Origin of the sequence: Psychrobacter sp. AOP22-C1-C5, from assembly GCF_052378885.1 — a bacterium.
Taxonomy (GTDB): domain Bacteria; phylum Pseudomonadota; class Gammaproteobacteria; order Pseudomonadales; family Moraxellaceae; genus Psychrobacter.
In genome coordinates this window covers 1-22,435 of sequence record NZ_JBQSYC010000013.1, presented here as the reverse complement: position 1 = coordinate 22,435, position 22,435 = coordinate 1, and the positions used below count along the sequence as shown (strand labels likewise).

22 protein-coding genes are annotated in these 22,435 nt (G+C 41.9%); 13 read left to right on the top strand and 9 right to left on the bottom strand.

Annotation, left to right across the window (positions count from 1 at the left end; translation table 11 throughout):
- Window positions 1-98: 98 nt before the first annotated feature.
- From ACT3TH_RS12840 to ACT3TH_RS12830, 3 genes are all read right to left on the bottom strand, one after another.
- A complete protein-coding gene (locus ACT3TH_RS12840) occupies window positions 99-1,373 on the bottom strand; it encodes a cation:proton antiporter (protein ID WP_444756222.1) in 1,275 nt (424 codons plus the stop codon).
- A gap of 112 nt (window positions 1,374-1,485) precedes the next feature.
- Window positions 1,486-3,120 carry a DUF2254 domain-containing protein gene (locus tag ACT3TH_RS12835; protein WP_444756221.1) on the bottom strand — a complete coding sequence of 545 codons (1,635 nt, stop codon included), beginning with the start codon at window positions 3,118-3,120 and terminating at the stop codon, window positions 1,486-1,488.
- Between the two features lie 100 nt (window positions 3,121-3,220).
- Entirely contained in the window at window positions 3,221-4,771 is a 1,551-nt protein-coding gene (locus ACT3TH_RS12830; RefSeq protein ID WP_444756220.1) for a YihY/virulence factor BrkB family protein, read from the bottom strand.
- A 313-nt stretch (window positions 4,772-5,084) separates the two neighbouring features.
- Between ACT3TH_RS12830 and wrbA the strand changes: the two genes are divergently transcribed.
- Window positions 5,085-5,702 carry an NAD(P)H:quinone oxidoreductase gene (wrbA, locus tag ACT3TH_RS12825; protein ID WP_444756219.1) on the top strand — a complete coding sequence of 206 codons (618 nt, stop codon included), beginning with the start codon at window positions 5,085-5,087 and terminating at the stop codon, window positions 5,700-5,702.
- Between the two features lie 68 nt (window positions 5,703-5,770).
- Window positions 5,771-6,253 carry a hypothetical protein gene (locus tag ACT3TH_RS12820; RefSeq protein WP_444756218.1) on the top strand — a complete coding sequence of 161 codons (483 nt, stop codon included), beginning with the start codon at window positions 5,771-5,773 and terminating at the stop codon, window positions 6,251-6,253.
- 164 nt (window positions 6,254-6,417) lie between these two features.
- Here the strand turns inward: ACT3TH_RS12820 and ACT3TH_RS12815 are convergent, their stop codons facing one another.
- A complete protein-coding gene (locus ACT3TH_RS12815; RefSeq protein ID WP_444756217.1) occupies window positions 6,418-7,182 on the bottom strand; it encodes a DUF3108 domain-containing protein in 765 nt (254 codons plus the stop codon).
- Between the two features lie 538 nt (window positions 7,183-7,720).
- On the opposite strand from ACT3TH_RS12815, the gene ACT3TH_RS12810 reads away from it, so the two are divergent.
- Together ACT3TH_RS12810 and groL are read left to right on the top strand one after the other, a co-directional pair.
- Window positions 7,721-8,011 (top strand): co-chaperone GroES, encoded by a 291-nt coding sequence (locus ACT3TH_RS12810; RefSeq protein ID WP_010196840.1) that lies wholly within the window; start codon window positions 7,721-7,723, stop codon window positions 8,009-8,011.
- 156 nt (window positions 8,012-8,167) lie between these two features.
- On the top strand, window positions 8,168-9,817 hold the full coding sequence (groL, locus tag ACT3TH_RS12805) for a chaperonin GroEL (RefSeq protein WP_444756216.1): 1,650 nt from the start codon (window positions 8,168-8,170) through the stop codon (window positions 9,815-9,817).
- Window positions 9,818-10,038: 221 nt separating this feature from the next.
- Here the strand turns inward: groL and ACT3TH_RS12800 are convergent, their stop codons facing one another.
- The 3 genes from ACT3TH_RS12800 to yaaA all read right to left on the bottom strand — a co-directional run bounded on the left by ACT3TH_RS12800 (window position 10,039) and on the right by yaaA (window position 12,613).
- Entirely contained in the window at window positions 10,039-10,776 is a 738-nt protein-coding gene (locus ACT3TH_RS12800) for a hypothetical protein (RefSeq protein WP_444756215.1), read from the bottom strand.
- A 100-nt stretch (window positions 10,777-10,876) separates the two neighbouring features.
- On the bottom strand, window positions 10,877-11,587 hold the full coding sequence (locus ACT3TH_RS12795) for a hypothetical protein (RefSeq protein ID WP_444756214.1): 711 nt from the start codon (window positions 11,585-11,587) through the stop codon (window positions 10,877-10,879).
- A 216-nt stretch (window positions 11,588-11,803) separates the two neighbouring features.
- Entirely contained in the window at window positions 11,804-12,613 is an 810-nt protein-coding gene (gene yaaA, locus ACT3TH_RS12790; protein WP_444756213.1) for a peroxide stress protein YaaA, read from the bottom strand.
- 459 nt (window positions 12,614-13,072) lie between these two features.
- Between yaaA and ACT3TH_RS12785 the strand changes: the two genes are divergently transcribed.
- The 7 genes from ACT3TH_RS12785 (at window position 13,073) to ACT3TH_RS12755 (ending at window position 18,063) form a co-directional block, all read left to right on the top strand.
- Complete coding sequence (locus ACT3TH_RS12785) at window positions 13,073-14,230, top strand: Re/Si-specific NAD(P)(+) transhydrogenase subunit alpha (protein WP_444756212.1); 1,158 nt, start codon at window positions 13,073-13,075, stop codon at window positions 14,228-14,230.
- 100 nt (window positions 14,231-14,330) lie between these two features.
- Complete coding sequence (locus ACT3TH_RS12780) at window positions 14,331-14,666, top strand: proton-translocating transhydrogenase family protein (RefSeq protein WP_444756243.1); 336 nt, start codon at window positions 14,331-14,333, stop codon at window positions 14,664-14,666.
- Entirely contained in the window at window positions 14,663-16,063 is a 1,401-nt protein-coding gene (locus ACT3TH_RS12775; protein WP_444756211.1) for an NAD(P)(+) transhydrogenase (Re/Si-specific) subunit beta, read from the top strand. The genes ACT3TH_RS12780 and ACT3TH_RS12775 overlap by 4 nt, the downstream gene beginning before the upstream one ends.
- Before the next feature lie 162 nt (window positions 16,064-16,225).
- Window positions 16,226-16,771 carry an acyl-CoA thioesterase gene (locus ACT3TH_RS12770; RefSeq protein WP_444756210.1) on the top strand — a complete coding sequence of 182 codons (546 nt, stop codon included), beginning with the start codon at window positions 16,226-16,228 and terminating at the stop codon, window positions 16,769-16,771.
- Window positions 16,772-16,847: 76 nt separating this feature from the next.
- Window positions 16,848-17,057 carry a Fe-S cluster assembly protein IscX gene (gene iscX, locus ACT3TH_RS12765; protein ID WP_131657563.1) on the top strand — a complete coding sequence of 70 codons (210 nt, stop codon included), beginning with the start codon at window positions 16,848-16,850 and terminating at the stop codon, window positions 17,055-17,057.
- A 68-nt stretch (window positions 17,058-17,125) separates the two neighbouring features.
- A complete protein-coding gene (locus ACT3TH_RS12760; protein WP_444756209.1) occupies window positions 17,126-17,611 on the top strand; it encodes a GyrI-like domain-containing protein in 486 nt (161 codons plus the stop codon).
- Between the two features lie 230 nt (window positions 17,612-17,841).
- Window positions 17,842-18,063, top strand: a complete 222-nt coding sequence (locus ACT3TH_RS12755; protein WP_444756208.1) for a hypothetical protein — start codon at window positions 17,842-17,844, stop codon at window positions 18,061-18,063.
- 125 nt (window positions 18,064-18,188) lie between these two features.
- On the opposite strand, the gene dapE is transcribed toward ACT3TH_RS12755, so the two are convergent.
- On the bottom strand, window positions 18,189-19,421 hold the full coding sequence (dapE, locus tag ACT3TH_RS12750; RefSeq protein ID WP_444756207.1) for a succinyl-diaminopimelate desuccinylase: 1,233 nt from the start codon (window positions 19,419-19,421) through the stop codon (window positions 18,189-18,191).
- Between the two features lie 53 nt (window positions 19,422-19,474).
- On the bottom strand, window positions 19,475-20,230 hold the full coding sequence (locus ACT3TH_RS12745; RefSeq protein ID WP_444756206.1) for a 2OG-Fe(II) oxygenase: 756 nt from the start codon (window positions 20,228-20,230) through the stop codon (window positions 19,475-19,477).
- Between the two features lie 130 nt (window positions 20,231-20,360).
- On the opposite strand from ACT3TH_RS12745, the gene ACT3TH_RS12740 reads away from it, so the two are divergent.
- Together ACT3TH_RS12740 and pssA are read left to right on the top strand one after the other, a co-directional pair.
- Entirely contained in the window at window positions 20,361-21,236 is an 876-nt protein-coding gene (locus ACT3TH_RS12740; protein WP_444756205.1) for a 23S rRNA (adenine(2030)-N(6))-methyltransferase RlmJ, read from the top strand.
- 27 nt (window positions 21,237-21,263) lie between these two features.
- Window positions 21,264-22,160 carry a CDP-diacylglycerol--serine O-phosphatidyltransferase gene (gene pssA, locus ACT3TH_RS12735; protein WP_444756204.1) on the top strand — a complete coding sequence of 299 codons (897 nt, stop codon included), beginning with the start codon at window positions 21,264-21,266 and terminating at the stop codon, window positions 22,158-22,160.
- The last annotated feature ends 275 nt before the right edge of the window (window positions 22,161-22,435 follow it).

The window sequence follows — 22,435 nt, the reverse complement described above, 5'->3', positions numbered from 1 at the left end:
TAAAATAGACTGACAATGTCATAATGCATGATAGGCACACATTAAAACGCCAGCATCAGAATAATCTCTGTGCTGGCTTTTTTTAGCAGATGTTTAAGTTACGCGACTGTTTTTTTATCATCAGTACGAATGCTTTTTGCTACTCGGCCCACACTTAACCCTTGCACCAAGATAGAGAAGATAACCACCGCATAAGTCAGCGCCAATAAGATATCTCGCTCTGTCCCCATTGGCAATTGTAATACAAGAGCGACTGAGATGCCGCCGCGTAGTCCACCCCATGTCAAGACCTTCCACGCACCTTTCGGTAAGTCCAGTTGACGATGAAAGGTCTTGGTGGTCAGGCCGACGACAATGAATCGAGCAAACAAAGCAATGAGAATGGTCAAACCGGCAGCAATGAATAAGTTGCCCGAATAGGCAATCATTACTACTTCTAAGCCAATAAGTACAAACAAGATCGCATTTAAAATCTCGTCAATCAGCTCCCAAAACAAATCAATATAGTGGCGTGTCTTGTCACTCATGGCAAGCTCGCGTCCACGATTGCCCACCATCAGTCCCACCATCACCATGGCGAGAGGTCCCGATAAATGCCAATGACTGGCCAATGCATAGCCACCAATGACTCCTGCTAATGTCAATAACACCTCTTCTTGATAGCTGTCAATACTCTTTAAGAGATAGTACAGAATTGCACCAAGTATCAAACCAAAGAGTATGCCGCCGCCAGCCTCAACAGCCAGCGTATGTGCTACATAATTGACCGTTGGAATATCGCCACTTGATAAAATACCAAGCAGTATGACAAAAATTACCACACCGATACCATCATTAAATAAGGACTCACCAGCGATGACGGTTTCAACACTCTTGGGAGCGCCTGCTGAGGAAAGAATCCCCATCACAGCGATAGGATCGGTAGGAGAGATCAAAGCACCAAATAATAAGCACCAGATAAAGGATAAGCCAAAACCAAATAGTGGTAGCATCAAATAAATCGCGGTAGCAATGAGTAATGCCGATACAATGGTGCCAAGTCCTGCAAGGATACCAATGGGCAATCTATAACGTTTTAAGTCCCCGATATTGACATGTAAAGCGCCTGCAAATAACAGCATAGACAGCATGCCGTCTAATAAGACCTCGGTAAAATCAAGCTGCTCTAATAAGCTGACTTCGTAATCAATAAGCTGATCAAATCCTAAAAAGCCTAAAAATATCGCACCAATAGACAGTAAGATAGAAATAACCATCACTCCAATGGTGGTGGGTAGCCCAATAAAACGGTGATTGATGTAACTTAATAAAGCAGTAATTGATAAAAATATGGCGCTGATTTCAAGTACGCTCAAACTGGTTGCAGAAGCCATAAAATTGGTCTCGTATAAATATAAATGTATCCCTAAGCTTAAAGCCTATGAGAGTTACGTCGGTACTTTTGCTTTCGCCTAATCAATGCGTATTGAATTGCCCGTAAGTCACTTATTGAGTGGATGTTGATTGCAGCATTTGACGGATATGGGTGGCAAACTCACTGTCGTAGTTAAAATGCTGATGCTGTGCGTTATCATCCACAATAAACTGCTTTGCCTGTTGACACATATTCACCAAGTCATCGACCAATTCTTGATAGTCTAAATTTTCCTCTCCAGCACGCTCAATCAAATTTAGCTCATGCAATAGCGTTTGTTGCTGCGCATGATTCACGCATGCATAATTTAGATTTACCATTGCCTGTCCCAGTGCTTTTAATACCATTAAATCAGTCGCTGCATAACGTCGTATTTCGCCGAGTGACATATCGATAAAGTCTGCTATCGTAGGCATATGAGTGACCAAAGCTAATGTGGTCGAGCGTTGTTCTTGGACCATGGTCTTAGGCGTATCGGTATTGGTCTTTTGATGTTGTGTTGTTATGTGGAAATGATAAGGGCTTGGTGGTTGGTGGCGCATCATAATACTCAAGCAGCTGGTCAGCGATTGCACACAATTGACAGCAGTTTTTGGATCGTTGGTACCAGGAGACAAGGCCCGTACTGCAATCTCAGTCATTTGACCTAAACTATAAGAAATATCGTTAGAATGCGCCAATCGTTTTTCGAGTCGTATGCAATTTGCAAAGCGTTGCCAAAACTCACCATCTGGTGCGCGTGGCACTACTATCAAATGCGGCAGTACTGTCTTTTGTTGGTTTTCCGGATGATCGGCTGGACGGCGGTAAAAATATCCAATAATGTTTTGATCGGTGACATAATCCCCGATGTTTATATGAATCTGTACCACACCGCCATAATCTTGTGTCAGTGTAATCAACGACTCAACATAGAGCTGTTGGACATAACCTGAGCTTGGCGGATAAATAGGCGTGGCAGGCCATGTATGAAACTTATCAACGTCAAGACACTCAATATCACGTTGATGCTGAATATCACAATGGTCGCTATACCAATAATGAATATTCTTAACCGCGTCATTGCTGGCATCTTGAATGACGTGTGAGGCTTGGATAGCATGTACCATATGTTGTACAAAGTACACTAATAATAAAGCACAAATGATTGCCATGATAATCGCAAAGGTCACTGCCAATTGAGGCACACCAAAAGCAACATCGTATTTATGAATAGACTTCAATACAAGCAAGCTATAGCTGAAGGTACCGATGAATGCACCCAATACAAACTGATTGGGCGTGTCTGTCAAAAAGTTGCGTAATAATCGTGGGCCAAACTGTGACGATGCCATAGACAGTACAGCAATCGTAATCGAAAAGGTAGTTCCCGCTACGCCTAAAACAGCACCTGCAATCGCTGTCATGATAGCGCGTGCAGCATCATCGTTACCTGTAAACGCAAAGGTAATCTCTCTGACAGTTTCTCGGTCGAAGTACTGATCGATTGTCACCAGTAATGGAGCAAGCAAAATGCCTATAATCACACAAGCAGTTGGTATAAACCAGTAAGAGCCGATAAGCTGCTGCCATAAGTTTCTGAGGCGATCAGGCAAATCCGTAAGTATCTGTAGCGACCTTAGCTCAGTGAACTGTTTTAACTTATTCCGGCTCATATCAAAAGAGCGCATCCATAAGCTTTTTTTCTTGTTTTTATTCACTGCCATAAGTTTTAAGGTATCCAAAAGTAATCAAATAATAGTGTTGTGGCTTGGTTATGACTTCATGACTCTGTACTAAAGACCACGCTAAGATTTTTTATTTTGGTTAACGTGTTTTGGGATTGTCTGCTTCCGTAATGATAGCACTCTTATAATCATGCCTTGCTGAACCTGTTTGCAAGCTATCCTCACCAATATCCATAGGAATGATCGCTTCGTTGTTGTGTTCATCATAGTCAACATCGCTTTGTTTGTCATAAGCAACAGGGTCAAAGTGTGGCGACTTTTGAAGGTTTGAATCTTCTTTTGATAATTGGCTGATTGGTTTGGTATTGGTTTTTCTAAATAAGTTATTTTTATGACCTTTGGAATCCTCTTTTTCATCAGGAGACGCTTTTTTACGTGGCTCGCTGTTGGCGAAAATAGTATTCAACGGCATATTTAGCTGCTGTTTGGCGTACGCTTCAGTATGCTCAAAACGATCAACCAGTAGGCTCAACCAAGGTTTTTGATCTTCCATGTTCATTTCATCAAACTCATCCTTGATGGGTAAAGGATAGGGTAGAGTACGATAAAAATCCCATAACGTCATTTTGCTCAAGTCTTTTTTAAGTACATAATCAGCATCTTCGGTCATTGTGATGAGATTGCTGTCTTGTAGATAATTAATGTAGGTGTACCATTTTGGCAGCTCTTTACGTCCCAGTACATTGCGCAGGGCCTGTTCACTAACGGCTTCGCCTTTTAAATGATGGGTGTATACCAAGTTGAGCATATCGAGCAAGCTGAGCAATGGGTGACGCGGGTACACCTCTTCAGTCTCAAAAATAGTCAGAGTGTAACTCACCTCAACACCTAGTAAGATAAGGTTCCAAGATAAATAGATCCACAGTAAAAAAATAGGCAAAGCAGCAAAAGCACCATAGATCGCTTCATAGCTGGTAAAATTCGCCATTACAGTACCAAAAAGATGCTTCATCAGCTCAAATACGACTGCCACGAATAAGCCCGCAATGGCGGCATTTTTTACTGGTACACGTGCTTTAGGAATGAACCAGTACATGCCAATAAAGCCTGCCACAGTGATACCAATGGACACAGCTTGTACCCAAAAAGACCAATCAATACCGTAGCCAGCAATTTGTCGATTTAAAAAACTCAGGCTCTGTACGGCACTTGAGGCAATAAAAGCCGTACCCAATACCAATGGGCCCAAGGTCACGATCGTCCAATAACGCAGCATACTTTTTATGCCACCTGATCGGTTCTCTACTCGCCAAATTTGGTTAAACGCGCGTTCAATAGTCGTCAAAGTCATGATGGTCGTCAAGAATAAAATCATGGCGCCAATGATGGTGAGATTGGACGATTTTTCAGCGAAGCTATTTATATACTCACTGACTTGCATGCTTGATTGTGGCAATAGATTGCTATAAATCACATCATAAATTTGAGCTCTGACTGAGGCAAGGGCAGGTACTGAAGATAGGATCATCAATAGTACGGTTAATATAGGTACAATCGATAACATCGTCGTATAAGTGAGCGATGCAGCTTTTTGTTGGCAATTGTCTTCAAGAAAATGTCGAGCTAAAAATCGTAAAAATTGAAACCAACGTTGATGTAAAAAAGGAATTTTTTTTATTAAGTTTTCCATGTCGACCATTTAGCAAGAAGTAGAGTGATAATAGTGTAACAAAAATACGCCATTATCTCCTGCCATTTAATTGTGTCAAAATGCACAGTAGGCACTACTATAGTGTCTTGCTCGCTATAATATAAAGTCAGGCAATTTGCATGTCAGGGAATGAGTCGGGCATAATGTATGCATAACGCTATAGTGCAAATCATTGGTTATATACTTCTATATTTTGAAGAAAAATCTGGTCATATGGCTAAATAATACAAAAGCCAATCTAGACCATACCTATTAACAACGATATTAACGACTTTATGAGGAAGTGTTGCTAATGAGTCAGACCGACCCTTATGTTTTGGTGCTCTATTATTCTAATTATGGCACGACTAAGACATTGGCCTATGCTATCGCTCAAGGTGTTGAAGATGCTGGCATGAAGGCACGTATCCGTACTGTGCCAACAGTCGCACCAGAAACCACCGCAAGCAAGCCTGCGATCCCTGATGAGGGTGATCTGTATTGTACGATGGATGATCTCAAAGACTGTAGCGGTCTTGCACTCGGTAGCCCAACGCATTTTGGTAATATGGCCGCGCCGATGAAATATTTTTGGGACAATACAGTCACACTATGGTTGGCTGGAAATTTACAGAATAAACCAGCGTCAGTATTTACTGCCACAGGTTCGATGCATGGCGGTCAAGAGACGACATTGTTGACGATGATGCTCCCATTGATGCATCACGGCATGATTATCCTTGGTGTGCCTTACGCGGAGCCTGCACTAAATCGTACAGATCGCGGTGGTACACCTTATGGCGCCAGTCATGTCAGTGGCGCTGCACACGATCAGCCAATCTCTGATGATGAGCGTGAATTGGGTATTGCTCAAGGTCGTCGTTTGGCCATCAGTGCAGCCGCATTGGCTCAAGCCAATTGGCGCCCTTAAGCCATTCTTATAGGTGGCTTTAGCCATTGCAACTCACTATGTTATTAATTGGGAAATAAATATATCTAATGGCTACAAACCGCTCCAATAGTGAGATAAATGCTACTGAACCAGCAAAAAAATCTGGCAAGGCTGTTAAGGTCAAAAAACCGATTACTCCCATCCGTCAGCGTTTGCTGGTGACTTGGTTAATTTGGCTCGTCTATAGATTGCTGGGACTACCGATCTTTATTAATGTTTTTAATCCAAGTAGTCCTGATGTCGTCGGTGGTATTGCTTGGCAAGCGCTTTGGCTGGTGCCTGCGTTTATTTTGACGCCATGGATATTGCGTGGTCGCTCGCCTTATGCATTACTGATAAGCAGCATGTTTACCTTAGTGTATTTGGGTGCGAGTGGTGTGGTGTTATTCACTCGCGCTTATGGTAGCAGCTGGGCTGAGATAGTCATTTACCTGATTGATTTTTTGCTGCTTTTGGCCATCAATGTTTGGTTGTTTATTTTGCTTAAGCGCTTACCTTCGATGAATAATATCGTAAAGCAACCGCGTTAGTTGCTTGTTTAAATTACTTGTTTAAATGGCTTGGTTGTTCAAGCCTCTATAGGCTTATGCCCGCAAAAAAGCGGCGCTCTTATTGATATAGGAGCGCCGCTTTTTTATGCAACGAGCTTAAAGTAGAGAGAAACGTTTGTCTCACATTTCTACTGAAAGCCTGATTAATTCACCTTAGTCAATTCTAAGTCCATCTTTTTGCCATCATTGATTTGGCTTACTTTCACTGGTAGGTAGTCTAAACTTGGCGCTAACCAAAAGCTGGTAGAGCGGCTATTGTCATCATGGATACGGTCAACGCGTACTGTATCAAACGTACCAGCAGGTACGGTAATTTTGGTATTACCTGACTTTTTAAATGGTGTTTTTTCTACCTTGTCCTTTTTGGCCATGTAGTAGTTACCAGAGAATTTACCATTCAATAAATCTTGACGAATTTGCACCTCAAGGCTCAAGTCATCAAAGGCTTGCTGCGGCATATTCATGGTGGTTGATTTGCCTTTATAGTTACTAGTGACCTTTTTAGCACTTGGGTTAAAGTTCAACTTATGCGTACGGCCAAGACCTAACAGCTTATAAGTCGTGGTCGCTTGAGAGGGAATGACATTATTACCATCAATAGTAAACGTACTGCTCTGTACCGCACTTGCAACGCCCGATACTCGAGCATTCACATCATACTGCCAAGCATTGCCTGACTTTTTTAATACACGAGTAGCCGTACCTTTGTACTTATCTTCTACTGTAAAACTATAATTAGCATTTGAAGCCTGAACAGTTTTTGCATTGGCAAGGGTAGGTGCGGTCATGCTTAATGCTCCGATGGCGACAATACTTGTGCCTGTGGTCAAAGCAGTTAGCAATTTAGACTTGCTGCCATGCCTATCATTGGTGACGGAAGGTGTCTTATTTATTGATAAAAAACTCATGGAGGTTCCTTAACTGGGATTTATTAGATTTTGATTATGACTATTATAATAGTTTCAAAACCTATAATGGCCATATCTTGTTACATTTTCAAGAGGGGCAGCTCACCATGACGTGTTGCTCTTGTAGCCAATGTTACTGGCAAAGTCATTGAGATCGTGACAAGTAACCTATAGTCAGGTCAGTAAGAATCAATCAATAAATCACTAAAGTCTGATCCAAGCGGTACGATTTATCGGCTATACGAGTCATTGCATTCGTATCATATAACTGCTTTTGTCTAAGCTATCTTTCACAAATCAATATCGCTAAACCATATGAACTACTAAACACAAGATACTCTAAAAATTCCTCAAAAAATCTTGTAAATTTTTGAGCTTTACACTTGAACCCGACTAGTCACGCCCCCACTTTTTGAAACAAGCTCAACGCTTATCGTTAGAATACTGTTTGATAAAAAGATTCTGATAGATATTGGCATTGAGATCATTTATTCAAATAAACCTTTAATGTAAATAACCAACTTTTGGAGTCATCTCGATGAACATTCGTCCTTTACATGACCGTATTGTCGTCCGCCGCATAGAAGAAGAGACAAAAACAGCTGGTGGTATTTTGTTGCCTGGCTCAGCTCAAGAAAAGCCTTCACAAGGTGAAGTATTGGCTACTGGTAATGGTCAGATTCGTGACAACGGTGAAACTCGTGCGCTAGACGTAAAAGCCGGTGACAAAGTTCTATTCGGTCAATATGCGGGTCAAACCGTAAAAGTTGACGGTGAAGAACTGCTTATTATGAAAGAATCTGATGTATTGGGTGTACTAGAAGGCTAATGATATGCAAAGCGATGTTGGCGGACTTTTTGATTGAAGAGATGTCCAGCTAAACGCCTTTGTAATTGAGTGTTTTTATTCTCAAGCATATTTATAAAAATATTATCGAATCATTCAATTGTATTCTCATACTTATAATAAATGGAGTAATTTAACATGGCAAAAGACGTAAAATTCGGCATAGATGCCCGTAAACAAATGATGGACGGTGTAAACGTCCTAGCAAACGCGGTAAAAGTAACACTAGGCCCTAAAGGTCGTAACGTTGTTATTGATAAGTCATTCGGCGCGCCTACGATCACTAAAGATGGTGTGTCAGTAGCCAAAGAAATCGAGCTTGAAAACAAGTTTGAAAACATGGGCGCGCAGTTGGTACGTGAAGTCGCAAGCCGCACTAATGACGTAGCTGGTGATGGTACGACCACAGCAACTGTATTGGCTCAGTCAATCTTGCAAGAAGGCATGAAATCAGTTGCCGCTGGCATGAACCCAATGGATCTAAAACGTGGTATCGACAAAGCGGTACGCGCGGCGGTTCAAGAGATCCAAAAACTATCAACGCCTGCTGATGATGAAAAAGCCATTGCACAAGTCGGTTCTATCTCTGCGAACTCAGACACCAAAATTGGTGAGCTGATCTCTCAAGCGATGGAAAAAGTAGGCAAGCAAGGCGTCATCACGGTTGAAGAAGGTTCAAGCTTTGAAGATACCTTGGAGGTTGTTGAAGGTATGCAGTTTGACCGTGGTTATATCAGCCCATACTTTGCAAATAAGCAAGACAGCTTAACCGCAGAATTTGAAAACCCATACATTTTGCTTGTTGATAAAAAAATCAGCAATATCCGCGAAATCGTGCCATTACTTGAGCAAGTAATGCAGCAAAGCAAACCGTTGCTAATCATCGCGGAAGACGTAGAAAACGAAGCGTTAGCGACTTTGGTTGTAAACAACATGCGTGGCGGCTTAAAAACTTGTGCCGTTAAAGCACCAGGATTTGGCGATCGTCGTAAAGCCATGTTGGAAGATATCGCAACGCTAACAGGTGGTACCGTTATCTCTGAAGAGATTGGTTTGAGCTTAGAGACAGCCACTATTGAGCAGTTGGGTACGGCTAAAAAGGTAACTGTTGGTAAAGAAAACACGGTAATCGTTGATGGCGCTGGTAACAAAGCTAATATTGATAATCGTGTTGAGTCTATCAACCGTCAGATCGAAGAATCAACGTCTGACTATGACAAAGAAAAGTTACAAGAGCGTGTTGCTAAACTGGCAGGCGGTGTTGCAGTTATCAAAGTTGGCGCAGCGACTGAAACTGAAATGAAAGAGAAAAAAGATCGCGTTGACGATGCGCTACATGCGACTCGTGCAGCAGTCGAAGAAGGCGTTGTACCTGGTGGCGGCGTTGCCTTGGTACGTGCAATGAATGCATTGTCTGAGCTAAAAGGCGACAACGATGACCAAGACGCAGGTATCAACATCCTACGTCGCGCGATGGAAGCACCACTGCGTCAAATCGTAACCAACGCAGGTGAAGAAGCATCAGTTGTGGTTAACGAAGTGAAAAACGGTAGCGGCAACTATGGCTACAATGCTGCCTCTGGTGAATACGGTGATATGCTTGAGATGGGTATCCTTGATCCAGCCAAAGTTGCTCGTTCAGCTTTAGAGAATGCCGCTTCTGTTGCAGGTCTAATGTTGACCACCGAAGCCATGATTACTGACCTACCAGAAAAAGATGACGGTATGGCTGGCATGGGCGGTGCTGGTGGAATGGGCGGTATGGGTGGAATGGGCGGTATGATGTAATTTTACTTCTGCTGCAAAGCGGTTTGTCTTTGTCAGACGCGCTTAATGTACAATAGGTACTATTTTCGCGCGTCTTCCTCGATAAACCGCTTATCGCTAGAAGTATGATTTTGTCATAAAGTTTATTTGATCATTGAAAGCTCTGTTATCGTAAGATAGCAGAGCTTTTCTTGTGAATCGTTTTATATTATTTAAAAGTTAGACTGAAATCACATAGATTTTCAGTTACGAACAATTAACTGATCGACCAGTTTTAGCCAGAAATTAATTTCTTCAATCTGTTCACTGCGTTTGAGTTTCCCGTAATCGTTTGGAAAAGATTCGATTTCAAGTTTAACGTTTAAGTTACCACTGACGATATTAACAAAGCAGAAACTACTTTCACGAGCTGTCTCATTTTTATTGGTAGCGCTAATGTTTATCGGTGATTGACAGACTGGTTCACTAAGCTTTATAAACTTACTGGGTATAGTGACACCTTGCCAGATATAGTCTTCTTTAGTGTAATATTGAAATTTTGGTTTACGGATATCTAATGACTGTTGACTCAACTCGATCGTGACTTTGCTTTTGGGGTTTGGCGTACGAGTACTTGGGGCATCAGCTGCATAAATATCCTCTATACCAGCGTGGATGTAATTCTGTTCCAATATAGCGTTTCCATCGCATTTCAACACACCTGGATCATCATATCCATAGCCGCATTTTAATTTATCTTTGTGCCCCATCATGTCGGCTGGTATGCATAAACTATAGATAGCATAACTATCGTAATCAAGTAGGGTGCGGTTATTGTTTGCATGTTTCTCATTTTCAGGAGGTGGTAAGCATCTTATTCCTGCAAGTGATGGCGGTAATTCTATAGCTTCTGCCTTTTCGCCAATAAAGTTATCTGCAAAAAAACCTAAAATTGCAACAAAACCGAGAATATACAAAGAACGTTTAAAAATATTTTCCATAAGGATAATTGTTTAACCTGTACTGATTCATGAGTATCAATTTATTATTTAGACTTTTATAGATATAGACTGATATTTATAACAGTTTATTAAACTCAAGTTATGTTTCTTCGATAGGTTGAACGATATCATTTAATAATCTGACCCAATGATTAATATTTTTCTTGGCATCATATTCACTAAATTCTGTATCTTCTTCACCTACTAATTGAATTGATATGCCGATATCAAGACTTTTATACGATAGTACAGCTCGACACATTGCAAAATTAAGTCGGTTTGCTTTACTGTCACAAACGAAGTCTTCGTGAAATGTAAATTTTTCAACGTTACGCAGATCACTTTTGCTAAAATGAAATTGCTTTTTATTGGCTTTCGTATTGCCTGTAGATTTAAAGCCCTGCTGCGAAAAATCATATGTAACTGAGCTTTCAATATCTGGTGCATCTTTATTGTAAAGAGAAATATCTATGGTGTTCCCATCGCTAGTTAAGCTATATTGTTGATATAATTCAGCTTCATTACCACAAAAGGCCTGATTGAACCCTTCTTTTTGGCATCTCAAATACTGTTTGTTCTCAGTATCATTCTTACTCAAACAAATAAAATAAAGCGCATAATCATCAAATTCTACTAAAGCACGGTTACGTTTTGCGTGATCTTCGTCTGTTGGCTCGGTAAAACACTCTACTTCATTGAGCATTCCTACTAGATCTGGTGAGTTGGTATCTTTGGTACTGAAATAGTAGATCGTATAGGCCGTAAGTACGAAGGCAATGGTATAGAACGCTCGTAGCTTAAAACTAGGCATTTCAGGCTTCCTAAACATAAATTTTGTCGATTATTATAATTTGTTACATAAATATAATCTATAGATATTTTCTTGTAATGTTGACTACTTCATTTAACAAAAAATATAAAACCCCAATAGTTTGAACCTATTGGGGTTTTTATGGCGTTTAGGCTGATAATAATACATAATGGTGACAAGGTATTCGCTTAAAAATATTCGCCTAATAGTTATCTATTATTCCGCCGTATCCCGTCTAAACACCCATGTCTTATCATCAGACGCCTCTTTGCAGTAACAATAACCTGCCAAATCAAATTGCTTAAGTTGTTCAGCATTGATCAACTTGTTATCAGCAGCATACTTCACCATCAGTCCGCGTGCTTTTTTGGCATAAAAACTAATCACTTTGTACTGACCATTTTTTTCGTCTTCAAATCTTGGCGTAATGATTTTCGCATTAAGCGCTTTCTTTTTAACGGACTTAAAATATTCATTAGAGGCAAGGTTGATTAAGACATTATCTTCGCTATTAGCCATACGCTTATTAATGGTATTGGTCACTTCATCGCCCCAAAACTCATATAGGTTGTCACCGCGCTCGTTTTTCAGCTTGGTGCCCATCTCTAAGCGGTAAGGTTGAATCAGATCCAGTGGTTTCAATACGCCATACAAGCCGGACAAAATACCCAAATGCTCATTGACGTAAATGGCGGTGTCTTTGTCCATATTATACATATCAAGACCTGTATAAACGTCGCCATCAAATAGATAACCAGCTGGCTTTGCTGTATTGCCAGAAGTCTCATCAGTAAACGGTTGCTCTTTACTCCAGCGCCACTCTTGATTGCGTTTAGCATTGAGCTGAGCCAGATCATCAGAGATGCTCATAAGTGCCTGCAAGTCAGTTGGCTCTTTTGATTTCAATATTTTCATCAAATCTTGCGAATGTTCAATCAACTCAGGCTGGCTGTAATGATTACTAAGGTTTACTGGTATTGCGTCTGTTTCATTCAAAGATTTGGCAGGAGAAAGTAAAAAATACATTGTTGTTCCTTATTAAAGTGAATCAATAATCAACTTATCAAAGCGTCAGGTCTTCTTATTATACGATACTCAAAGGTTCGACGGCGCTTACTCGCGGTCGTTTGAGCTATTTCTCAAAATTCATGGGTGCTAAAAAATTACCCTTACAGTTGTGAGCCTATCTTTAATAGGCGACACCGTCTAGTACAAAGATAAAACTTTTAATATAACAATAAAAGTTATGTTAATGGTGCAAATACTTAACTTTTTATTTACTTGTAAGTCATCATTTGACAATGAAAGTTGACAGATGATGTCTCTATAATAAAAAGGCATGATGAAAAGCTAATCATCATTTATTAAATTGATAACCATTAGTCATGATTGTAAATCATTAAAGACTGCAATTCTTGTCCCAATGTTTTTAGACGGACATCAAGGGTATTAAAAATAGTCATTGGACGTCAGTAAGGAGACGATATGAAAATCGGTGTAATTAGTGCAGATGTCACAAGCGAGAGCCGCGTTGCACTTACCCCAGATGCAGTTAATAAATTGCGAAAACTGGGGTTTGACGTGGTCGTACAATCTGGTGCCGGACAAGCAGCCTATTATGCTGATGAGCTGTATCAGACAGCAGGTGCCGACATCGCTAATAGTAGCACTGAGGTAATTACTCAGTCCCAGATTATTACGACAGTTCATGACCTGCCAGCTGCGACCACCACTCACTTGACGTCTGGTCAGATTGTCATCGGTATGCTCGATCCTTATCGCAATACTCAGCTTGATACTTATGCGAGTAAAGGCACAACAGCGTTTGCCATGGAGCTTTTACCTCGCACATTGTCACGTGCACAAAACATGGATGTGTTGTCGTCACAAGCCAACCTTGCTGGTTATAAAGCAGTATTGCTCGCGGCCAATGAGTACTCGCGTCCTTTTCCAATGTTTATGACATCAGCAGGAACAGTCAAGCCTGCCAAAGTAGTTATTTTAGGGGTCGGCGTTGCAGGTTTGCAGGCCATTGCAACGGCCAAGCGTCTAGGCGCAGTGGTTGAAGCCAGTGATCTGCGTCCTGCGGCAAAAGAGCAAGTCGAGTCGCTTGGTGGTAAATGGCTTAATGTACCAATGAGTGAAGATGAGGCACAAAAAGCAAAAGCAACGGGCGGCTATGCATGGACACCTTCAGAGCGATACATCAAAGATCAAGCAGCCATAGTAGATAAGGCCTTGACCAATGCTGATATTGTTATTACCACAGCTCAAATCCCTGGTCGTCAAGCGCCGCGTTTGGTTCATCAAGCAACGCTTGCCAAAATGAAGGCAGGTTCAGTATTGATTGATATGGCTGCTGGAACGGGCGGCAACGTAGAAGGCAGTACACCTGACGAAACGGTTACCACGGCCAATGGCGTACGTATCGTCGGTGCAGCCAACATTCCATCGATGCTTGCCGCGCAGTCCTCCGATTTGTATGCCAACAACCTAGTCAATTTTATCACAACCCTCGTTGCGCCTACTGCTACAGATGATACTTCAGCAAGTAAACTGGCCCTCCACTTAGACATGGAAGATGAGATTCAAGGCGCACTGGCAGTGACGCATGAAGGTCAGATACGTCTTAATAAGCGCTAAGTTTTGAGTGTATATCACCATACAAAGCTCGCAAAGAATAAATTTTTAGGAGGATAAGATGATTGCCACTGTTTTAGCCGCAGCGCCAGTAGGTGCCGCCATGAGTAGCACACCATTTGTAGCGATTTTTACCGTATTTGTGCTCGCTATTTTTGTCGGATATTACGTCGTTTGGGGAGTCACACCAGCACTGCACACGCCATTAATGGCTGTGACGAACGCCTTATCAAGTATTGTCATTGTGGGTGCGATGCTACAGACCGTCTCCATTGATGGCTCTATGTTTACACCGACCAGCTTACTTGGCGCGTTTGCTGTGTTTTTAGCCAGCATTAACATCTTCGGTGGTTTTGCGGTGACTGAGCGTATGCTTGCGATGTTCAAACCCAAAGCAAAAAAAGCACCTGTATCGGCTGAGAATGGAGGCGACGCATGAATGATTTGACAACGACAATAGCGGCGAACGCTGATTGGTTTTATTTGGTTGGTGCCATTCTTTTTGTCTTGACTCTACGTGGCCTCTCTAGCCCGAAGACAGCCATTCGTGGGAACCGTTTTGGTATGGTAGCGATGGCAATCGCTGTGGTGACAACATTCTTCTTGGCTGAAGGCCCAGTGCTTTGGTTAATTATCGGAGCAATGGTTTTGGGTGCCATTGTCGGTATGTGGAAGGCAAAAACAGTCGCAATGACTCAAATGCCAGAAACGGTTGCTTTGATGCACTCGTTTGTTGGCTTGGCAGCAGTAGCGATTGCTTTAGCAACAGTACTTCATACTGAACAACAGCATGGCACGGTGGCTCGGGTAGAATTGTTTATCGGTTGCTTCATCGGGGCGATTACTTTCTCGGCTTCTGTCTTTGCTTTTGGTAAGTTGGCCGCAAAAAGCTGGGCTAAAACATTGACAGGCAGCTGGGTAAAACCTGTACAAGCTCTATTGTTTATTGCCATGATTGGTTTTGGCGGCGTCTATTTTGTCACTGATTCATTACCCGCTTTTTATGCGATGGCAGTGATTGCGGTAATCTTTGGCTGGATGTGGATTGCTCCCATTGGTGGCGGTGATATGCCAGTAGTTGTGTCTCTACTGAACTCATTTTCAGGTTGGGCAGCGGCTGGTATTGGTTTTACCCTTGGCAACTCAATGTTAATTATTGCAGGTTCGCTAGTAGGTTCGTCAGGCGCAATTTTGTCTTATATCATGTGTAAAGCCATGAACCGCTCATTACTCAATGTACTGTTTGGCGGTATGGGAACGTCAGCAGTTGCGGCAGGTGAAGATGCTGGCGCACCCAAAAACTACAAGGCGGGTTCAGCAGAAGACGCGGGATTCTTAATGGCGAATGCCAGCAGCGTGGTTATCGTACCGGGTTATGGTATGGCGCAGGGTCGGGCACAGAATGCAGTAAAAGAGTTGTATGAGCTATTAAAAGACGAAGGCGTCAATGTGCGTTTTGCTATTCATCCAGTTGCGGGTCGCATGCCAGGCCACATGAACGTGCTATTGGCTGAAGCGGATGTACCGTACGATGATATCCTTGAGATGGATGAGATCAATTCAGACTTCGCCAGTACAGATGTGGTCTTGGTCATTGGCGCAAACGATGTAGTGAATCCTTCTGCTAAAGACGATCCTGCGTCCCCTATTTTTGGTATGCCTATTTTGGAGGTAACCAAAGCTCAAACGGTCATGGTGATTAAGCGGTCGATGAGCACAGGTTATGCAGGCTTAGACAATAGCTTATTTTATATGGATAAAACCATGATGATATTTGGTGATGCCAAAAAGATGGTAGAAGAGATGGTACGCAGCATCAACGGCGCAGGTCATTAACTTCTCAGTCAGTTTACAAATCCTAAAAAGTCACCGAGGTGGCTTTTTTTGCGTTAAAGTATTCGGCATTTATGTCTTAGATAGCGGTATGCCATAAAAACAGCCTAGCAATAAGTGGCATTAAGCCTCATCGATAAACCATATTAAATAAGAGATTGATTCATGAACATGTTACTGCGTTTTTTTATGATGACCAGCCTGTTAAAGCAACAACTCAAACAACAATCGGTCAGTGAATACCTGAGTGTCGAGACATTGACCGCACCCGTTGTTCGTCAGTATCGTGTATTGCCCCATGATATGGGCTTTCGCGATCACTTGCCTAATTATCGTTACCTATCTTTTATTGAATTAAACGTCACACGCTGGCTAGTGACTTGCTGTCATCAAAAAGGCATCAAGTCTCTTAATTGGATTATCGCTATGCAAGAGATGGTTTATCTCAAAGAAATCAAGTTTCTTGACAAGATGACAATAAATAGCACGCTGATCGGTTGGGATCATAAATATGTGTATTTTGAACATCGCTTCTTTGTGAAAAGCCAGTTAATGGGCGTGGGTATGACCAAGTTTGTTTTGACGGATCAAACAGGACAACGTACGCCTGCAGTACTAGATATGACAGGAGAGCGACTAACAGATGTCATCACTACGTGGAACGCACATCAAGTTGCGGTTAAGGCCGCCAAACCAACAATAAAAGCATAGAGAACGTGGCTATAATCCTTGATTGAATTTTGGTAAAATAGAGCCTATCAAAACGATTAAAAAGTAAGGAGCCGCTATGACCCCGCAAAAGTTAAAATGGACAGATAGTTTAGATATCGCGATTGAGCTTTATGAAAAATTCCCAGAGACTGACCCACAGTACATACGTTTTACTGATTTGCATCGCTGGGTAACTGAGCTTGAAGGGTTTGATGATGATCCAAACAAATCAAACGAAGGCATCTTAGAAGCCATTCAAATGAATTGGATTGATGAGGCAGACTAACTCGCTTCTCTTAATTTATGCACTATATTAAATAGACATCCAAACAAATAAACAGAATAGGCAGCACCATGACTTCACAAATTAAAGAATTGTCAGAAGCGATCGCTTGTAGTGGCATCAGCGTTCGTACGACCAACAACGCTGAAATCAGTCACGAAACGGCCAAATTGGGCAGATTGTGGCAAAAGTTTTACCAAAACCATGTCAGTCAACTTGCAGAAGGTGAAGACATTTATGGGATTTATCATAACTATGAAAGTGATGATTTAGTAGGCGCTTTTGATGTGGTGGCCAGTTGGAAGACGGAAAGTAGACAAGATGAAGTAGAGGCAGCAGGTAATGTAGTGGCAGTAGATATTCCTGCTGGCAAGTATCTGGTGTTTTCTGAAAATGGCAATATGCCAAACACGGTCATGAATGCGTGGGAGAAGGCGTGGGAATACTTCAATGCGGCAGACTGTGAGCACACTCGAACGTTCAATGTTGATTTTGAGCGTTATATCGATGGCAACTTAGAATATGGTCAAGTGGATCTGTATATTGGTATTGAGTGAGGTTGTCAAACCTTGAGACGGTATCATTAGAAATAAAACATAGCGTTCGTCAATGCTGCAACGGACTTTTTCAATCCCTACTTTAGTCATTCCCAAAAAGTGTATTGAGCTATTGATAAATTGTTGGTTCGAACTTACGAAAACTTACTTATCTATTGATGCTTTACCGTATATTGAATGTTATGTCGATATGAGAAAAATCTCGAAGACACTGCGGACGTGAAGTAAAAATGGATAATGATGATGAGCATAAGATTTCAGTCTATGAGCTAGGTATAATAAAGAATGCATTACGTGGACGTGTACTTGATGTAGAAGACTTTAGAACAGAAGGTGTTCTGAAAAAGGACGAAGAAGACATGAATGATAAAGTCGATGCTTTCCAAGCAGAATTAATCAATATACAGCAAAAACTTGAAAATATTTCTCCAGAAAAAGGAATTGATATTTAAACAAGGGTTTCTCATTTATTCACTAAGTCTTAAACCTATTAATTCAATTTATTGCTAATTAAGTACAAATAATAAAAAAGCGCCCTCTCATATAGAAGGCGCTTTTTCATTGGTAAATATTGAGATTAATCTAACAGCAGATTTTCCAAAATCCCTTCATAAATCTGCGCAAGCTTGCCTAAATCATCTATCTCGACTTTTTCGTCGACTTGGTGGATTGTGGCGTTACGAACGCCAAGCTCAACGACTTGTGCACCAGTTGGGGCGATAAAACGCCCATCCGATGTACCGCCCGATGTAGACAAGGTTGTATCAATATTGGTCACGCCTTTAATAGCCTTTTGACAGGCTGAAACCAGCTTACCTTCAGGAGTCAAAAACGGCTGACCGGATAACTTCCAATCAATAGCATAACTTGCTTTATTCTCTAAAAATTGGCTACCAGCGAAATGCTTATCAAAAATCGCGTGGGTTTTGGTTTTTAGCTCGTCTTCGGTGGTTTCCGTTGAGAAGCGAAAGTTAAAGACCACCTCTAAGGTTTCAGGAATGACATTGGTCGCGCCTGTACCACCATTGATATTTGAGATCTGTAAGGACGTGGCAGGGAAGTAGTCGTTTCCATTATCCCATGTGGCAGTTGTTAATTCAGCCAATGCTGACATAGCAGCATGGATAGGATTGGAGGCGAGGTGAGGATAAGCAACATGACCTTGTTTGCCAGTGACCGTCAGTACAGCACCTAATGAACCACGACGACCGTTTTTAATAATATCGCCTAGCGTATCGGTGCTAGATGGCTCACCAACGAGGCAATAAGTGATTTTTTCCTGACGTGCTTCTAGGGTTTCGACTACTTTGACCGTCCCATTGACCGATGGGCCTTCTTCATCTGAGGTGATTAAAAAGGCAATAGAGCCGTTGTGCTCAGGATGGTTTTGCACGAAGCGTTCAGCGGCGATAGTAAAAGCAGCAATGCCCGTTTTCATGTCAGCCGCACCGCGAGCCCATAAATAACCATCAGCAATAGTTGGCGTAAATGGTGGATACGTCCAATTCTTTTCATCACCCGTTGGCACTACATCCGTATGGCCTGCAAAGCAAATCACGGGGTCGGTTGTACCGCGCCTTGCCCACAAGTTTTTGACTTCAGCGTGCTCACCGCTTTGTTGTCTGTCACCAAAATACATAAACTCGCAGTCAAACCCTGCGTGCTCTAATCGTGCTGACAATATATCTTGGCAACCATCATCATCAGGCGTCACTGAAGGACGTTCAAGTAGGGCGATGCTTAAATCTAGCGTCGCTTGCTGATGCGTTGTCTGTTGCTGAGAGCTTGTTTGATTGTTAGAGTCAGACATGAATAAACCTTTTGTATTTAAAGTCAATATTTAGCGTTAAGGTAAACAATGATTTAACTATTTTCTTCAACGAATGGTACCAATCCATCTCGGCGCATCCAAGTTGCGATAGAGTAGCGTTGGCGATGAGCAATTTGCACTTGATGCTTTAAGTCGCTATCGAATATTACCAGCCTATTGGCAACAGGCATGACATCATGATGGACACCATGTTTGTCAACAATTTCTAACGCGCCGCCATCATTCATTGTCCATTCATTATTGAGATAAAACACTGCTGAGATGACGCGCTCGTCTCGGCCAGCAGGATTGTCACTGTGCCATTGATAACCGAAGCCAACGGGATAACAAGCGTAATGTGCTTCACTATGCCGAATACCCGTAAACAAGCTACGATTAAATAATGCAGCAAGCGCATTGATACTTTGTAAGTAGTAATAACCCGCAAAAAAGTTTTCCGTAATCCAGCGAATCTTATCACCGCGAATATCACTGATACGGACACCCGCTGTGAGCGTTGCATCACGATAATCAACAAAGCCGCTTTCTACTTGTAGAGCCAGTAACGCTTTATTGTCAAAAACATCGTCGATGACAATCCAGCCATCACTGACAAACTTGTCTAGCTGCGCGTCTGTCAGTTTATCTTGCCAATCTATATCAAAATCGGAGGATTGCAACACGCGCTGGGTTGGCGGCGTTTCGCTTGTGTCTTTGTGAGGTGGGAACAGTAATGGCGGATTATCCTGACCTATCGGATGCTGGGCCAAAATTTCTGTGACCTCAAGATTGCTAATAATCTTTGTCATTTCATCTCATTATTGTCGATACAGCGCCAATCAGGGCCTTTTTATTAGAAGCATTTACTAAAACCACATTATCTTTTACTCCGCCTATGCTACCATAGATGCAATTTTTCTTATTTAAACTTTTGAGATTATGAACTATAAACACGCTTACCACGCTGGTAACTTCGCTGATGTGGTTAAACACATTCTACTGGTACAATTGCTCAATCAACTAGGGCAAAAGAACAAACCTTTTTATGTGCTTGACGCTTATGGCGGTCGTGGACTGTATTCACTTAGCAGTGAAGAAGCGCGCAAAACAGGCGAGGCCAAAGGTGGTATTCAAGCTTTGCTAAAGGTCGATACCGACAAAGCCCCTGCTGCTGTCAAAGATTATATGGAAGGCATTAAGCAAGCCAGATTTACTTATGATAATAAGGTTTATCCTGGTTCTCCTTGGTGGATTGCTCACCATGTTGAAAAAAACCCTGATGCAGGTGTGCGCGGTGAAGCTTTTGAAGCCAAAGCCAGCGAATATGATGCACTAAATTATCAGTTGCACAAGCTACCTATTGGTATACAGCATCGTGATGCCTTTGAAGGTATTACTGCGGTCATTCCACCAAAAGAAAAGCGCGGTCTTATCTTCCTTGATCCTCCTTATGAGCAAGAGCATAAAGATTTTACACGCCTTATCAATCTACTTGTTTCTGCTTATAACAAATGGCCACAAGGCACTTATGCGCTTTGGTTCCCTATCAAAAACATGGAAGCCGTTGAGTTATTTTACAAGAAGCTTAAGCGTACCGAAATGCGTCGTCAATTGGTGTGTGAGCTAAACATTTATCCAAACGATGTGGCAGTTGGCCTAAATGGTACTGGGTTATTAGTCATCAATCCACCATGGCAATTTGATAATCAAGCGCGTGAAATATTACGTTTCTTGCAGCCTGCTCTAAAAGTGGCTGATGCGCCAGATTTAACCCCTGATAGTGCAACCAATGTGCGCTGGCTAGTCGGCGAATAATAAATGCTGGCAAATAAGGATATCGAGATGACTAACGAGCAACCGTCCAAGAGCCAATCAAATAATGCACCTCTAAATGATCGATTATTGCAAGACAGTGCGGCCACCCAGCCGCCCTTCGTCGATGAGCATGAGTTTAATATCCGCTTGGCAGATAATGACAGTTATGATGGCTTGACCTTTGAGGTGATTGAGGCAGAAGTTGCAGAAGGTAAGCGGGTAGTCAGTCGCGGCGTCTATTTAGCGCCCAACTTGATTACTACTTTATCGCTACTGTCAGGCTTCTATTCAATCTTGGCGAGTACGCAAGGCGAGTTTTACAAAGCGTCTTTAGCCATCTTTTTATCCGCTATTCTCGATGGAGCTGATGGCCGCGTTGCACGTATGCTAAATGCGCAAAGTCCCTTTGGTGAGCAGTACGATTCCTTAGCAGATATGTTAGCGTTCGGTGTTGCGCCAGCGATTCTGATTTATAGTTTTGCTCTACAGCCATTAGGTCGCATTGGTCTTGGGTGTGCTTTTGTCTTTACTGCTTGCGGGGCGTTTCGTTTAGCACGGTTTAACGTACAGGTCGGCATAGTGGATAAAAAGTATTTTGTCGGTTTGGCAAGCCCACTTGCTGCTATCTTAGTTACTGCTGCCGTTATGGTCGCTATCGATCACAATGAATGGGTAGGGCAGTACGACACGGCGGTCATGTTCTTATTTGCCGCTTGGGTAGTTATTTGTGGTTTACTGATGGTCAGTAATGTTAAATATTATAGCTTTAAAGAGTTCGACAAAAAGAAAGTACCATTTGTCGTTCTTATCGTTGGTGTGTTGGTCATGAGCATCGTGCTTTATGACATACCAGTAGGCATCTTAGCCATTGGCATCATTTATGCGTTATCTGGTATCGTAACCACTATTAAGGCAAAAATGTAAAACGACTGACTACAAGTATTTAAGGAATTTACCGTCAGGTAGATTCCTTTTTTTATGGAAATATAGATATAAGTATGATGATCATCCTCTGCAAAACGCGTGATCATAAATTATCTGAATATCAAGAAAAGTAAATTTCTAAATAAAACAAATGGTTATATAAATAGACAATCATTAGACAGAAATAAACCGTATTATTTCCAAGTTTGTGCTTGACCCTTATCCAAAACCCCGTATAATGCGTCCCAGTCGGAAGGGAAGGCGGATTGAGGAGT

Coding starts and splice junctions, on each gene's coding strand:
- ACT3TH_RS12835 (WP_444756221.1), bottom strand. CDS start 3,120: ATGGCAGTGAATAAAAACAAGAAAAAAAGCTTATGGATGCGCTCTTTT.
- ACT3TH_RS12785 (WP_444756212.1), top strand. CDS start 13,073: ATGAAAATCGGTGTAATTAGTGCAGATGTCACAAGCGAGAGCCGCGTT.
- ACT3TH_RS12830 (WP_444756220.1), bottom strand. CDS start 4,771: ATGGAAAACTTAATAAAAAAAATTCCTTTTTTACATCAACGTTGGTTT.
- ACT3TH_RS12815 (WP_444756217.1), bottom strand. CDS start 7,182: ATGAGTTTTTTATCAATAAATAAGACACCTTCCGTCACCAATGATAGG.
- wrbA (WP_444756219.1), top strand. CDS start 5,085: ATGAGTCAGACCGACCCTTATGTTTTGGTGCTCTATTATTCTAATTAT.
- ACT3TH_RS12820 (WP_444756218.1), top strand. CDS start 5,771: ATGGCTACAAACCGCTCCAATAGTGAGATAAATGCTACTGAACCAGCA.
- ACT3TH_RS12770 (WP_444756210.1), top strand. CDS start 16,226: ATGAACATGTTACTGCGTTTTTTTATGATGACCAGCCTGTTAAAGCAA.
- ACT3TH_RS12755 (WP_444756208.1), top strand. CDS start 17,842: ATGGATAATGATGATGAGCATAAGATTTCAGTCTATGAGCTAGGTATA.
- ACT3TH_RS12740 (WP_444756205.1), top strand. CDS start 20,361: ATGAACTATAAACACGCTTACCACGCTGGTAACTTCGCTGATGTGGTT.
- pssA (WP_444756204.1), top strand. CDS start 21,264: ATGACTAACGAGCAACCGTCCAAGAGCCAATCAAATAATGCACCTCTA.
- ACT3TH_RS12745 (WP_444756206.1), bottom strand. CDS start 20,230: ATGACAAAGATTATTAGCAATCTTGAGGTCACAGAAATTTTGGCCCAG.
- iscX (WP_131657563.1), top strand. CDS start 16,848: ATGACCCCGCAAAAGTTAAAATGGACAGATAGTTTAGATATCGCGATT.
- ACT3TH_RS12800 (WP_444756215.1), bottom strand. CDS start 10,776: ATGGAAAATATTTTTAAACGTTCTTTGTATATTCTCGGTTTTGTTGCA.
- ACT3TH_RS12795 (WP_444756214.1), bottom strand. CDS start 11,587: ATGCCTAGTTTTAAGCTACGAGCGTTCTATACCATTGCCTTCGTACTT.
- ACT3TH_RS12840 (WP_444756222.1), bottom strand. CDS start 1,373: ATGGCTTCTGCAACCAGTTTGAGCGTACTTGAAATCAGCGCCATATTT.
- groL (WP_444756216.1), top strand. CDS start 8,168: ATGGCAAAAGACGTAAAATTCGGCATAGATGCCCGTAAACAAATGATG.
- ACT3TH_RS12810 (WP_010196840.1), top strand. CDS start 7,721: ATGAACATTCGTCCTTTACATGACCGTATTGTCGTCCGCCGCATAGAA.
- yaaA (WP_444756213.1), bottom strand. CDS start 12,613: ATGTATTTTTTACTTTCTCCTGCCAAATCTTTGAATGAAACAGACGCA.
- ACT3TH_RS12780 (WP_444756243.1), top strand. CDS start 14,331: ATGAGTAGCACACCATTTGTAGCGATTTTTACCGTATTTGTGCTCGCT.
- ACT3TH_RS12775 (WP_444756211.1), top strand. CDS start 14,663: ATGAATGATTTGACAACGACAATAGCGGCGAACGCTGATTGGTTTTAT.
- dapE (WP_444756207.1), bottom strand. CDS start 19,421: ATGTCTGACTCTAACAATCAAACAAGCTCTCAGCAACAGACAACGCAT.
- ACT3TH_RS12760 (WP_444756209.1), top strand. CDS start 17,126: ATGACTTCACAAATTAAAGAATTGTCAGAAGCGATCGCTTGTAGTGGC.